The organism is Flavobacterium sp. 245, assembly GCF_004362055.1.
Classification (GTDB): domain Bacteria; phylum Bacteroidota; class Bacteroidia; order Flavobacteriales; family Flavobacteriaceae; genus Flavobacterium.
This window is the reverse complement of sequence record NZ_SNXB01000008.1, coordinates 201,057-214,380: the sequence shown is the minus strand read 5'-3', so window position 1 is coordinate 214,380 and position 13,324 is coordinate 201,057. Positions and strand designations below refer to the sequence as shown.

The 13,324-nt window shown below is 33.0% G+C and carries 13 protein-coding genes; 8 read left to right on the top strand and 5 right to left on the bottom strand.

What is annotated here, in order from left to right; genetic code table 11:
- Positions 1-101: 101 nt before the first annotated feature.
- The 5 genes from EV145_RS16165 (at position 102) to truB (ending at position 3,426) form a co-directional block, all read left to right on the top strand.
- A complete protein-coding gene (locus EV145_RS16165) occupies positions 102-455 on the top strand; it encodes a winged helix-turn-helix domain-containing protein (RefSeq protein WP_133526234.1) in 354 nt (117 codons plus the stop codon).
- Between the two features lie 160 nt (positions 456-615).
- The gene (locus EV145_RS16160) at positions 616-1,491 is read left to right on the top strand and encodes a cell division protein FtsX (protein ID WP_133526233.1); all 876 of its coding nucleotides are present in this window, start codon (positions 616-618) and stop codon (positions 1,489-1,491) included.
- An 87-nt stretch (positions 1,492-1,578) separates the two neighbouring features.
- Positions 1,579-1,833 (top strand): DUF3098 domain-containing protein, encoded by a 255-nt coding sequence (locus tag EV145_RS16155; protein WP_133526232.1) that lies wholly within the window; start codon positions 1,579-1,581, stop codon positions 1,831-1,833.
- A 100-nt stretch (positions 1,834-1,933) separates the two neighbouring features.
- The gene (locus tag EV145_RS16150; RefSeq protein ID WP_133526231.1) at positions 1,934-2,731 is read left to right on the top strand and encodes an undecaprenyl-diphosphate phosphatase; all 798 of its coding nucleotides are present in this window, start codon (positions 1,934-1,936) and stop codon (positions 2,729-2,731) included.
- Positions 2,731-3,426 (top strand): tRNA pseudouridine(55) synthase TruB, encoded by a 696-nt coding sequence (truB, locus tag EV145_RS16145; RefSeq protein WP_133526230.1) that lies wholly within the window; start codon positions 2,731-2,733, stop codon positions 3,424-3,426. The genes EV145_RS16150 and truB overlap by 1 nt, the downstream gene beginning before the upstream one ends.
- A 373-nt stretch (positions 3,427-3,799) precedes the next feature.
- On the opposite strand, the gene EV145_RS16140 is transcribed toward truB, so the two are convergent.
- Positions 3,800-4,417 (bottom strand): thioredoxin family protein, encoded by a 618-nt coding sequence (locus EV145_RS16140; RefSeq protein WP_133526229.1) that lies wholly within the window; start codon positions 4,415-4,417, stop codon positions 3,800-3,802.
- A gap of 189 nt (positions 4,418-4,606) precedes the next feature.
- Between EV145_RS16140 and pyrH the strand changes: the two genes are divergently transcribed.
- From pyrH to EV145_RS16125, 3 genes are all read left to right on the top strand, one after another.
- Positions 4,607-5,314, top strand: coding sequence for a UMP kinase (gene pyrH / locus EV145_RS16135; RefSeq protein WP_133526228.1), 708 nt, complete (start codon positions 4,607-4,609; stop codon positions 5,312-5,314).
- 149 nt (positions 5,315-5,463) lie between these two features.
- Positions 5,464-6,027, top strand: a complete 564-nt coding sequence (frr, locus tag EV145_RS16130; RefSeq protein ID WP_035653278.1) for a ribosome recycling factor — start codon at positions 5,464-5,466, stop codon at positions 6,025-6,027.
- Between the two features lie 120 nt (positions 6,028-6,147).
- Positions 6,148-8,640, top strand: coding sequence for a DUF5686 family protein (locus tag EV145_RS16125; protein WP_133526227.1), 2,493 nt, complete (start codon positions 6,148-6,150; stop codon positions 8,638-8,640).
- A 361-nt stretch (positions 8,641-9,001) separates the two neighbouring features.
- On the opposite strand, the gene EV145_RS16120 is transcribed toward EV145_RS16125, so the two are convergent.
- From EV145_RS16120 to EV145_RS16105, 4 genes are all read right to left on the bottom strand, one after another.
- Positions 9,002-11,272, bottom strand: a complete 2,271-nt coding sequence (locus EV145_RS16120) for a cation:proton antiporter (protein WP_133526226.1) — start codon at positions 11,270-11,272, stop codon at positions 9,002-9,004.
- Positions 11,273-11,384: 112 nt separating this feature from the next.
- Positions 11,385-12,104, bottom strand: a complete 720-nt coding sequence (locus tag EV145_RS16115; protein WP_133526225.1) for a LytR/AlgR family response regulator transcription factor — start codon at positions 12,102-12,104, stop codon at positions 11,385-11,387.
- Positions 12,067-12,828: a sensor histidine kinase gene (locus tag EV145_RS16110; RefSeq protein WP_133526224.1), complete on the bottom strand. Its 762-nt coding sequence runs from the start codon at positions 12,826-12,828 to the stop codon at positions 12,067-12,069. The genes EV145_RS16115 and EV145_RS16110 overlap by 38 nt, the downstream gene beginning before the upstream one ends.
- 91 nt (positions 12,829-12,919) lie before the next feature.
- The gene (locus tag EV145_RS16105) at positions 12,920-13,249 is read right to left on the bottom strand and encodes a DMT family transporter (protein WP_133526223.1); all 330 of its coding nucleotides are present in this window, start codon (positions 13,247-13,249) and stop codon (positions 12,920-12,922) included.
- Between the last annotated feature and the right edge of the window lie 75 nt (positions 13,250-13,324).

Below are 13,324 nucleotides of genomic sequence, written 5' to 3'. Positions count from 1 at the left end.
TAAGTTCCAGAGGAACGACCTATATTGTAGAGCTGGACTTCAGTCCAGTTTAGAATAAAGAATAATAATGTCTATTTTTGAATAGCATAAAAAAAATTAAAATGGCTGACAACAAAAAATATAAAGTTGAAGTTCGGGTTTGGATTGAAGAAACCGAAGGAGCCTTTTTAGGAATTGGAAAAATATGGTTGCTTGAAAATATTCAGAAAACAGGTTCTATAACCAACGCTGCCAAAGAAATGAAAATGGCATACAGACAAGCTTGGCAATTAGTTGAAGAAATGAATCAGCGCGCGGAAATTCCTTTAGTAGAAAAACTTCTGGGAGGAAAAGGCGGCGGCGGCGCAAAACTGACCGAAGCCGGCGAAAAAGCAATTACTGTTTTTTATGAAATTGAAAAACGCATTAAAGAATTTGCTGAAAAAGAAACTCAAAATCTAAAATTAAACCTCTAAGTTGCCATTCAGAAACCCCGGAACTAAGTTGCTTAGACTTTTATATTGATTTATTCATGTTTGAATCGTATATTTATGGTACGAAAGTTAAAACTTTGAACGTTATTAACTTCAAATAAAGAAATACTTTATTATTTTTACCACATAATTTAAGCATACTATGAGTTCTAACTTTGATAAATTTCAAAAGCGCAGGTTAATTTCCTCTTATTTTTCGGTTGTATTAAGTGTATTCTTGGTTTTATTCCTTTTGGGAGTACTAGGATTATTCATCATTAATTCTAAAAAACTGGCAGATGATTTTAAAGAAAAAATCGCCATGACCGTTTTCTTTAAAAATGAAGCAAATGACAGCGTTATCAAAGCGTTTAATACCGAATTAAAAAGAGCTCCTTTTGCTAAATCTTTTGTTTATGTAACCAAAGAAAAAGCGGCTAAAGAACATACGGATATTATTGGAGAAGATTTCCTTACCTTTTTAGGAGAAAATCCATTGTTGAATTCATACGACATTCACTTAAAAGCAGACTATGTTGAAAGAGACAGCATCCTGAAAATTGAAAGCGGTCTGCGCAAAAATACTATGATTGAAGATATTGTTTACGACAAACAATTAGTAAATCTGGTAAATGACAATATCAAAAAAGTAAGTATGTGGATTTTGATTATCAGCGGTTTCTTAACTGTAATTGCTGTTTTACTAATCAACAGTTCACTTCGTTTATCGATACATTCAAATCGTTTTATTATTAAAACAATGCAAATGGTTGGCGCAACTAAATCATTTATCCGCAAGCCTTTTGTAACAAGAAGTGTAAAATTAGGAATGCTTGGCGCTGCTTTGGCCATCGTTGCATTAATTGGACTTTTGATTTATGTAGAAACTAATTTCCCAGGTTTAGGAATTTTAGAAGACAAAGCCTTAATTGGATTGGTTTTATTAGCAGTTTTCGGATTAGGAGTTTTAATTACTTGGGTAAGTACACATTTTGCAACACAACGTTTCTTAAATTTAAGAACTGACGATCTTTATTAATTTTAGATTGCAGGATTTTAGATATTAGATTTAAAAATAAACTCATAAAACAGAGGATGAGATTGCTTCATTCCTCGCAATGACAAAATGAAAAACAATAATAAAGAAGAACAACAAGTTCAAAAACAGGAATTTCTTTTTGACGGCATCAACTACAAAATTTTATTGATAGGAATTGCTGTTATCGCACTAGGATTTATTTTAATGTCTGGTGGAGGAAGCACCGACCCGAATGTTTTTAATGAAGATGTTTTTAGCTTTAGACGTATTCGTTTAGCACCCACAACCGTTTTAATTGGTTTTGGAATCACGATTTATTCTATTTTCAAAAAATCTAAATAGACTTTTTTTTCAGACTTTCTTAGACTTCTTAGATCTTTAGATTATTAGATTAATCTTTAGTAAAAATCTAACAAAATCTAAAAATCTAACAATCTAATACATGAATACATTACAAGCTATCGTTCTTGCCATTATTGAAGGAATCACAGAATTTTTACCTGTTTCTTCAACTGGACACATGATTATTGCCTCTTCTTTTTTCGGAATTGCACACGAAGATTTTACCAAACTTTTTACGATCGTTATTCAGCTTGGCGCTATTCTGTCAGTAGTCGTTTTATATTTTAAACGATTTTTTCAAACGCTTGACTTTTACTTTAAACTTTTAGTTGCATTTATTCCTGCCGTAGTTTTAGGATTATTATTAAGCGATTTTATTGATGGTTTATTAGAAAATCCTGTTACAGTGGCCATTTCTCTTTTGATTGGCGGATTGATTTTATTAAAAGTTGACGAATGGTTCAACAACCCAAATACTCCTGAAACTTCACAAGAGATTACTTATTTACAGGCTTTAAAAATTGGTTTATTCCAATGTATTGCTATGATTCCTGGAGTTTCTCGAAGCGGTGCCAGCATCGTTGGTGGAATGTCTCAAAAATTAAGCAGAACAACAGCCGCTGAATTTTCATTCTTCTTAGCTGTTCCAACAATGCTTGGAGCAACCGTAAAAAAATGTTACGATTATTACAAAGCTGGTTTCGAATTATCGCAAGATCAAACCACAATACTAGTTATTGGAAACGTTGTTGCTTTTATTGTAGCACTTTTAGCGATTAAAACTTTCATTGGATTTTTGACTAAAAATGGTTTTAAAGTTTTTGGTTATTATCGAATCATTGCTGGAATTGCTTTATTGCTGATTCACTTTTTCATTCACCCGCTTACCATTATATAATGACACCTGAAGAATATTTAAACGGACAAGTTTTACTGATAGACAAACCTTTAAAATGGAGTTCGTTTCAAGCTGTCAATAAATTAAAATATCTTTTAATTAATAAAGTTGGGCTTCCAAAAAAGTTTAAAATCGGCCACGCTGGAACTTTAGACCCTTTAGCGACAGGTTTACTATTAATCTGTACCGGAAAATTTACCAAAAGAATTTCTGAACTTCAGGGTCAGGCAAAAGAATATACGGGAACATTTTATATTGGAGCTACTACTCCATCATATGATTTAGAGACAGAAATCGATCAGACTTTTTCAACGTCACATATTGACGAAGCTTTGATTCATGAAACCGTAAAACAATTTTTAGGCGAAATAGACCAAAAACCGCCTATTTTTTCAGCTATTAAAAAAGACGGAGTTCGCTTATATGAGCACGCACGCGCTGGAGAAACGGTAGAAATTGCCAGCAGAAAAACAACAATACACGAATTTGAAATTACTCGCATTGCTTTGCCTGAAGTTGATTTTAGAGTGGTTTGCTCTAAAGGAACATATATTCGTTCCCTCGCTTTTGATTTTGGAAAAGCAATGAATTCAGGTTCACATTTAACCGTTTTACGCCGAACTAAAATTGGTGATTACGATGTAAAAGATGCAATTGACATTACTTTGTTTGAAGAAAGCCTCAAATTGGAATAAAAATAAAATAGCACATTACGGAATGAGGCGATAGTAATGTGCCAACTTCTAGAATAATTTTGTTTTCCCTATTTGTTTTTTGAGATTAATAGTGCGTCATATTTTTCCCTCCAAACAATAAACCTGAAATAAAATCGTAAAATTTGTCGAATAACTTCATCATGATAGTGCATTTTTAATTGTTAGACATTAAATAAACACCAATAAAAAGAGTAAGTCAGAAAATTAATAATAGAAGTGGGACAACATTACTAAGTTACAAAATTTTAAATGAAATAAAAATTTAAGACGCATTATTTAACATCTTATTTGGTTTATTATCAACACGTTATCAACAATTATTTTATAGATTACTTTCTCAAAAAAGCAGTTATTATAAACGGTTGTATTTAATGTTTTCCATGATTTCAACCAGTTCCTCCTGTACTGAAATCCCTTTATCTGCTAGATACCACAATTGAAGATCCGTTTTTATTTTTTCATTAATTGGCCCAACTTCTTTTTTGTGCTTTTCCATTAATTCCGTAGCACCTTTTGGTCTTGGTCCCCAATGTGTGCGGACAATTCCGGCTTCTTTACAAATTACGATTACTTTTGGAATTGCTCTTCCACCATTTGTTAAATAATGACTCATTAATTCGTCGTTTTCATCGCGAAACACAATTCGGAGATCAATTTTTTTATCAGATTCGTGAGCCATTTTATTTAAAATTGGCAAAATTTGCGCAGCATCTCCACACCAGCCTTCCGAAATTACCAGCCAGATATAATGGTTATTCAAATCCCGCAGTTTTGAAACTAAATTTTCAGAAACCTGAATTGTCTTTTCCAGCCTGTTCATTCTTGCCTCATTCAATTTCGTATAATTAGTCAAACTATCAGACTGCTCATTTCCGGTTGACTTCCCTTCTGATAATAAATCGGTTACTAATTTTCGATATTCAGCGTAAGAATGACTGTTAAATAATGCTTTAGCTACGATACTTTTCATAAATATTTATTTTGCTTAGCATAAATTTACGGATTTCTGAAGATTGATAACTGACTTTTATCACTTTTGAGATAAAAAACCGCAAAAATTCTTCATAAATTTAAATTCAAAGCACAATTATTTTTTTGTAAACATTATTTTTAAAAATCAGAATATGTCTATATTTGCACAAATTAACGCAACACAAACATGAAATATAAAAGAATTCTTCTTAAACTTAGCGGCGAGGCCTTAATGGGTGATTTACAATACGGTATTGACCCAAAAAGATTAGCCGAGTATGCAGATGAAATTAAGCAAATCCACAGTAAGGGTGTAGAAATCGCTATTGTAATTGGAGGAGGAAATATTTTTAGAGGCGTTGCTGGTGCCAGCGCTGGAATGGACAGAGTGCAAGGTGATTATATGGGAATGCTTGCTACTGTTATTAACGGAATGGCTTTGCAAGGCGCACTTGAAGACAAAGGAATGAAAACGCGTTTACAGACTGCTTTAAAAATGGAATCTATTGCAGAACCATATATTAAAAGAAGAGCTGACCGTCATCTTGAAAAAGGAAGAATTGTAATTTTTGGTGCAGGAACCGGAAATCCATATTTTACAACCGATACTGCTGCAGTTTTAAGAGGAATCGAAATCAATGCTGATGTTATCCTGAAAGGAACACGAGTTGACGGAGTTTATGATTCTGATCCAGAGAAAAATGCTTCGGCGGTAAAATTTGACTTCATCTCTTTTGATGATGTTCTTAAAAAAGGATTAAATGTAATGGATACGACTGCGTTTACCCTAAGCCAGGAAAACAAATTGCCAATCGTTGTTTTTGATATGAACAAAATTGGAAACCTTTTGAAAATCTGCGCAGGCGAAAACATCGGAACTGTCGTAAATATTTAGACTACTTAGATTGTTAGAATTTTAGATTATTACACTCTCTAAAATTTTGGCAATCAAAAAAAAATAAAATTATATCAGTTAGCAAATTAGCCGAATTTATTTTTAGAATCTAAAAATCTGATCGTCTAAAAATCTAAAAATCTAAAAAAATGAGTGAAGAAATAGATTTCATATTAGAAAGTACTGAAGAGTCAATGAATGGTTCGATTGCGCACTTAGAAAAAGAATTTCTAAATATTCGCGCAGGAAAAGCTTCTCCAGCAATGCTTGGAGGTGTTTTTGTTGATTACTATGGTGCTGCAACACCACTTTCGCAAGTATCAAAAATCAGTGTTCCTGATGCGAGAACAATTACTTTGCAACCTTTTGAAAAAAACATGTTGCAAGCAATTGAAAAAGCAATTATGATTGCTAATATTGGTTTTAACCCAATGAATAATGGTGATGTAATTATCATCAGCGTTCCGCCTTTAACAGAAGAACGCCGTCGTGATTTAGCAAAACAAGCAAAATCTGAGGCTGAAGATGCTAAAATTGGTATCCGTAATTCTCGCAAAGATGCTAACACTGACATCAAAAAATTAGAGAAAGAAGGAACTTCTGAAGACATCTGCAAATCTGCTGAAGAAGAGGTTCAAAACTTAACAAATGCTTTCACTAAAAAAATTGATGAGTTATTGGCTGCAAAAGAAGCCGAAATCATGAAAGTGTAATTCGATATAACACAAAATAAAAAAATCCGTTTGGTGTAATTTTGCCAAACGGATTTTTTTATTCTTATTTTTGCATACCAAATTAAGATTCTTTTCGTTTTTGAAACTATACCATTCTGTATGAAGCTATTTTGTTTATTGACTTTGTTTTTTACGCTTACTATTCAGGCGCAATTTCAAATAAACGGAATTGTTACAGATTCAAACAACAAACCCCTTCCGTTTGCAACCATAACAACGGCCGACAACAATAATACAATCACAGATGTTGACGGAAAATTTGAGTTTAAAATCAATTCAAAAACAACTACTTTTGCGGTTTCGTACATTGGGTTTCAAACCAAAATAATTGCAGTAACAAGCAAAAAAAAATTCTATTCAGTTTCGCTTTCGCAAAAAACAGATGATTTAAAAGAAGTTGTTATTTCAAATGAAAATCCGGCTTTGACAATCATTAAAAAAGTTATTGCAAACAAAAACAAAAACAATCCGCAGAAAAAGCTAAGCAGTTTTGAATACAAAACCTATAATAAACTGATTGTTACGGCAAATCCAGATTCTATTGATGGCCGAATCGATTCGTCTGCCGCTTATAAAGATTTCAATAAAAAAGTAATCAATGTTGATTCTTCTGATTATAAATTCAAAGAAATAATCAGCAAACAGCATTTGTTTCAAACTGAGAAAGTTTCGCAGTACCAATTTGGAAACAATAAATTAAAGGAAACTATCCTCGGAACAAAAATGGCGGGTTTTAAACAGCCTGTTTATGAAATTATTGCTTTCAATCTACAGTCTATTTCGATTTATGATTCAAAGTATGAATTATTCGAAACCAAACATCAAAGCCCAATTGCTGAAAACGCATTTTCTGATTACAATTACAAGCTTTTAGACACAGTACCTATTAAAGGCCGAAATACCTTTATGATCTACTTTAAAAACAAGAAAAGAAAAACAAATGCTTTAGAAGGCGTTTTATATATTGATGAAGAAAATTTTGCTGTCGCAAAAGCTGTAATGCGTATAAAAGCCGTTTTAGATATTAGCGGTATACATGAATTTGAATATGTACCAGAGGAAAAAATTTGGTTTCAAAGCAACACTACTTTCAAAATTGTAAAAGGAAAGAATGATGACGACATCAAAATTTTAGGAGGCACAATTCAATTTGACGGCGATGTTGAAGACAATTTTGAACGCAGAAAAAAAGTAGCTTCTGATTTTACCTATTTAATTTCTGAAAGCAAAAATTTTGACATTCACTACAACACAAATCCTGCTATAAAAAACCCATCGCTTTATATTGAAATTAAAGACGATGCCAACAAAAAACCAGAAGAATTCTGGAATCAATACAGAAAGGAAAGCTTAGATTTAAAAGGCCAAAAAACATATCAATTAATAGACAGTTTGTCGCTGAGCAAAAGAATTGAAAAACGTTTGGGTCTAGGCCGAAAAATCATAAATGGCTACCTTCCTATTGGACCAATTGATTTGGATTTAAAAAAGGTAATCAGTTATAATAATTATGAAGGTTTTCGCTTGGGCCTTGGCGGCGTAACCAATGATAGATTCTCTAAACTTTTTAGAATTGAAGGCTATGGCGCGTATGGAACAAAAGACGGAGTTTTTAAATACAGTATTGGATCTGGAGTTTTATTAGATAAAAGCACTAATACTTGGCTAAATGGATCTTATACAGATGATGTCCGAGAGATTGCAAGTACGGTTTTTGCTGTAGACAAACGTGTTTTTAAAATCTATGATCCAAGACCAATCAACATTAGTACTTTTTACAAATACATTGCTTGGAAAGCGAATGTTCAAACCAAAATTATTCCGAAAACAGAAGCGGTTTTTGAATTAGCGAGAACGTATGTAGAACCAAAATTTGATTATCTATATAATCTAAACGGGCAATTATATTCGAGTTATATAATGACGACTGCAATGGCATCAATTGTTTGGGCGCCATTTAGCAATTTTATGCAAACACCAACTGGAAGAACAGAATCAGACAAGCAATTTCCTAGATTTACATTTCAATTCACACAATCTTTGCCAAATGTTCTGGAAAATGATTTTACATTCAGCAAAATAGATTTCAAAACAGAGTACGAAAAGAAGTATTTAAACGGACAAAAAACAAGTTTACTGTTGCAGGGCGGTTATGCAATGGGCGATGTGCCAATTACGCATTTGTACAACACCATGCCTAACAACTTGACAAAAGAAACGATTATTCAACGTATTACTTTTGCCGGAAGAAACAGTTTTGAAACCATGTATTTTAATGAATTTTTCTCCAGTCAATATGTTTTCTTTCAAGTGAAACATGGTTTTGACCGAATTAAAATCATGAAAAAAGTTCGTCCTTCCTTAGTTTTAGTAACGAGAATGGCTTGGGGAAATATGGAAAAACCAGAACAGCACGTTGGGCCGGCTTATAAAACTTTAGACAAAGGCTTTTTTGAATCAGGAATTGAACTAAACCGTATTTTTAAAGGTTTTGGTTTAGGCGGATTTTATCGCTACGGACCTAATCAATTGCTGAAATTTGAAGATAATATTGCGGTTAAGATCTCTTATGTTCTGGATTTGGGGTTATAATTAAGGATATTTTTAGAAGCTATTTCCTGCTGTCCGCTGTATCTTTTATGCCGAACCCCGGCACAAAAGGATGCCGCTTCCATCAGGGCTAGGGCACTCATTTTCAAAAGATCATTATAAAAAAATCACATTATTTAAATTACAAATTACGATAAAACGTTCAGTTTGTCATTCGGAGGAACGAGGAATCCCCGCAAGAAACTCTACAATCAAAATCGCCAATCTTTGTCGGGCCTCTTGCGGGGATTCCTCGTTCGGAATGACAAAACAATTTATAATTATAGTAAAAAGAGAAAAACAAAATCCCAAATCTCAATTGTATGTTTGAAATTTGGGATTTTAAAAATTGAAATTTATTTTCTTATGGCTTCAAAATCAAAACAGACGGCGTATTATTCAGCCAAGTGCTTTGAGATTCGATCAATTTTTTCCAGCTGTCTAAACTTATAATCATTAAGTTTTGAGTTTCCAAAAACTCTTTCTTAATGGTTCTGTCATGCATAATCATAATATGATTTGGCGCAATCTGTTCGATAGAACGAATCGTTTCTTGAATATCGCGGGTATTTTTTACTTCGCCACTCGCGTCTAAAACTGTAATTTGAGAACCGTTATTGTTAATCAGTTTTTTAGCATATTCAATTAAATAAGCATCTTCTTTACTGAAAACCGGCATAAAAACCTGATCTACTTCTTCTAAATCTTTGTCGATAAAAATCCCGACCGGCATTTTACTTTTAGCAATAATATGACGCGTTCTTTCATCAAAAGGAGAATTTTCAAACAAACCTTCTTTTCCTGTAAACTTATCAATCAAACGATCTGGATTTACAATTCGGGTTGTAAAACCAAGAATTTTTCCAAGTAGCGTTCCGTCAAAAATAGACTGGCCTAATCCTACCAGCAATAAATCATATTCACCTTGATTTGCAGTATCTATAATATCTGAATCAATATCATTTGTTACTTTAAAAATACTCAACATATTTTGATTGAGCTGTTTTGACTCTTCGACAATAGGCGCTAACATTTTGCGCTCGTGATCTTTAACATCAAAGGAATGTATTTCTGTACTTAATGACAAATGCATTGCCGTTACAATCGAGTTATCTCCTTGTTTTTTCACTAAACTGTTTGCGATCTTCAGTAATTTTTTCCCTCTTTCAGGAGTTGCAAACGAAAGCAGAATCTTGTATTTGCTTTTGGTTCCAATTTCTTCTGGAACTGCTGTCGCTTTATCTTTAAAAACAAAATTTATAAAATCTAAAGCCGGCCCGGTCATAAAAGTTGTAACGAGAGCCATGATTACCATCATTGTGAAAATTTCTGTAGACAACACTCCTAAATCATAACCAATATTTAAAACGACCAATTCCATTAAGCCGCGGGTATTCATCAAAGCTCCAATTGCCAAGCTATCCTTCCAGTTTTGCCCAACGAATTTTGCTGCCAAAGCACTTCCGAAAAATTTACCAACAACTGCTACTACGATAATAATACCAGTAATTTGCCATAAAGCTGGATCGTTCAATAATCCAATTTGCGTACGCAAACCAGTAAATACAAAAAACAACGGAAGAAGAACAATTATCGAAACATCTTCCACTTTTTCAATAAAAATATTTCTGAATTTATTGTTTTCGGGCATAATCGCTCCAGCTAAAAAAGCACCGAATAAAGCATGAATTCCAATTAATTCGGCAACATATGCAGAAAATAAAAGCGTCAAAAAGAAAATAGCAACAACTGGTTTATTCAAACTTTCGCGAGTTGAATTTAAATCACCAACACGCTTTAAGAAAGGGCGAACAATTTTCAGCATGATAATCACATATAAAATTGCCAGACCAATTACATAAAGAGAACTTGTTAATGAACCTGCTTTCACAATAGCAATAACAACTGCCAAAATACACCAAGCTGTAATATCGTCTGCAGCAGCACAAGTAATAGCAATCGTTCCTAATTTAGTTTTTTGAAGACCTCGCTCCTGCACTATTCTCGCCAAAACCGGAAACGCTGTAATACTCATAGCAATTCCCATAAATAATCCGAACGAAGAAAACGCAACTCCTTGAGGAGCAAAAGTTCCATAAATAAAATAAGCGAGAGTCAATCCTAAAGCAAACGGAATAACAATACTTGCGTGACTAATCACCACTGCATCGTGCGCTTTATTCTTCAAGACTTTTAAATCTAATTCCATTCCGATAACAAACATGAAAAGGATCAAACCAATCTGGCTTAAAAACTGAAGATTTCCTAAAGATTCTTTTGGAAATAAAGCTGCTGAAAACTCCGGAAAATACATTCCTACCAAAGAAGGCCCTAAAACAATCCCGGCAATCATTTCACCAATTACAGATGGCTGTCCGATTTTTCTAAAAAACCACCCGAACAAACGTGCCACTAAAATAATGGTTACAATCTGCGCTAATAATATAGCAAGGGGATGTTGAAGGTTTTCGACCATTGAATGCAGAAAATCATTCCAATGATTACTTTCAACATTTTTAGCTAACACATTTCGGCCCGCTTCAAGAGATGAACCTTGTGAAATTATCCAATAAATCAAAGTAGTAAAACCGCCAATAACTGTAATGTAAAATAAGGAGTTTTTAAAGTTATTCATAAGCCATTTTTTAAAATTATGGAACAAATATCAGAAGTCAATTTTACGTGAAAAAGCAATTCTGTGGCTAATTTTAAATCTATGTAATAAGTCTGTAAAACTTTGTAATAAGTTATAATTTCACCTTTTTCAAAAAGTCAGAACGGTAAGTTTCGCTTAAAATCAAGCTTGCATTTTTATGGTTTTCTTCCAGATGATGGAGTACAATTTCGTTGTGATTAAAGAATTTTATTGCTTTTACGGCAACAATTTCTTTTTTATTAATTCGGCAAAAATCAGCTTCAGGCAATTCTTTTAAAAGTGTATCGAATTTTATGTTTTTTAAATTCAGAAAACTGCCATCCATCAATAAAACTGTTTTGTCACGGCTGTCACTATTTGCCGTTTTTATATACTGAATCTGATTAAAATAAAGCAGTATTTTTCCTTTGTCAGTATTTAGCTGAATGAATTTTTTCCCAGCATTAGGTTTTGCAAAGCGTTCAGCAGCTTTAGAAACCGCTTTTTGCAAGCGTTCTAATTTTACTGGTTTTGTAATATAATCTACTGCATCAATATTAAAAGCTTCGGCAGCATATTCTTTATAAGCCGTACAAAAAATAACAAGTTTGTTTTGGAGCATTTCGGCCAAATGAAGCCCGTCAATTCCTGGCATTTCAATATCTGAAATCAGTAAATCAAAATCAAGATTAGGAGCATCAGCCAAAAGTTTCTCTGGATTGTTAAATGTTTTTACAATTTCAACTTCCGGAATCTGTTCGCAAAGCATTTTTAGGTACGTTAATCCAGGAAGCTCATCGTCCAGAAGCAAGCATTTCAGTTTTGTATCCAAGTAAATCAATTTTTAGATGAGCAATATAAACATCGTTTTCCACAAACTTATCAAGCTTGAAATTATTCTTGTAAATAATTCGCAAGCGATGCTCTAAGGTTGCGTGGCCAAAACCGCTTCGTTCCTTTTTTAATACTTTTTTATCCGAAATTTTATTTGAAACGGTCATAAAGAAAGCATTGTCTTTAAACTCAAAAACAACCGAAATAAAAGCATCGGCACTTTGCAAATCAGCATGTTTAAAGGCATTTTCGATTAAATCAATCGAAATTAGTGGCGCCAACAATGGCTGATCATACAATTTATCTTCTTTATTGATATTAGTTTTGATTTTTAATTCAAAAAGCGGACTTATCTTGATCTTGTTGATTTCGATTAAATTCAGCGCAAAATCAATTTCTTCTTTCGCAGTGACGAATTTCTTTTTGCTTTCGTATAAAATATAATCCAAAACATTGGCTAATTTATCTAAAGCGAAATAAGTCTGATAAGCGTGCGATTGAATCGAGTTTAAAATATTCTTAAACAAATGGGGATTCAGTTTTGACTCTAAAGTTTCAAGCTGCAAATCATTTACTTTTACCTCGAGCGCATAAAAACTTTTTTCGGCATCATCTTTTGCTTTTTTTGCCTGCATTAATTGGTAAATCATAAAGCAAATGATGATGACAAGCAATAAAAGAATCGCTAAAAAAATAAAAGTTGTGGTATTGTTTTGCTGCATTTATAATTTATTTTTTTGCCACAGATTGCAGAGATTAAAATAATTATTTTAAAAAATCCTCTAAATCATTGTAATCTGTGGCTTATTTTTTTTAGTGACTAGAAACGAATTTCAATCCAATAATTGAAGCAATCAAAGTTGTCAGGAAAAATATTCTCCAGAAAGCTGCGGGCTCTTTAAAAATAAAAATCCCCACTAAAACAGTTCCAACGGCACCAATTCCTGTCCAAACTGCATAAGCCGTTCCAATTGGTAAAGTTTGTGTTGCTTTATACAATAAAATCATACTGATTGAAAGACATACAAAAAAACCAATCATCCAATAAGTTGATACAATTCCTGTTGTTTCTTTTGCTTTTCCAAGACATGACGCAAATCCTACTTCAAAAAGTCCTGCAATAATCAATAAAATCCAATTCATTTTCTTTTCCCTTTTAAATTAACTGCAAATATGAGAAAAGCTGACGACTAAACCTTGAAAAATAAGAAAATTATC

Excerpts from the sequence above, each read along its gene's own strand:
- pyrH (WP_133526228.1), top strand. The coding sequence starts at position 4,607 with ATGAAATATAAAAGAATTCTTCTTAAACTTAGCGGCGAGGCCTTAATG.
- EV145_RS16120 (WP_133526226.1), bottom strand. The coding sequence starts at position 11,272 with ATGAATAACTTTAAAAACTCCTTATTTTACATTACAGTTATTGGCGGT.
- EV145_RS16105 (WP_133526223.1), bottom strand. The coding sequence starts at position 13,249 with ATGAATTGGATTTTATTGATTATTGCAGGACTTTTTGAAGTAGGATTT.
- EV145_RS16160 (WP_133526233.1), top strand. The coding sequence starts at position 616 with ATGAGTTCTAACTTTGATAAATTTCAAAAGCGCAGGTTAATTTCCTCT.
- EV145_RS16140 (WP_133526229.1), bottom strand. The coding sequence starts at position 4,417 with ATGAAAAGTATCGTAGCTAAAGCATTATTTAACAGTCATTCTTACGCT.
- EV145_RS16125 (WP_133526227.1), top strand. The coding sequence starts at position 6,148 with ATGAAGCTATTTTGTTTATTGACTTTGTTTTTTACGCTTACTATTCAG.
- EV145_RS16165 (WP_133526234.1), top strand. The coding sequence starts at position 102 with ATGGCTGACAACAAAAAATATAAAGTTGAAGTTCGGGTTTGGATTGAA.
- frr (WP_035653278.1), top strand. The coding sequence starts at position 5,464 with ATGAGTGAAGAAATAGATTTCATATTAGAAAGTACTGAAGAGTCAATG.
- truB (WP_133526230.1), top strand. The coding sequence starts at position 2,731 with ATGACACCTGAAGAATATTTAAACGGACAAGTTTTACTGATAGACAAA.
- EV145_RS16155 (WP_133526232.1), top strand. The coding sequence starts at position 1,579 with ATGAAAAACAATAATAAAGAAGAACAACAAGTTCAAAAACAGGAATTT.
- EV145_RS16150 (WP_133526231.1), top strand. The coding sequence starts at position 1,934 with ATGAATACATTACAAGCTATCGTTCTTGCCATTATTGAAGGAATCACA.
- EV145_RS16110 (WP_133526224.1), bottom strand. The coding sequence starts at position 12,828 with ATGCAGCAAAACAATACCACAACTTTTATTTTTTTAGCGATTCTTTTA.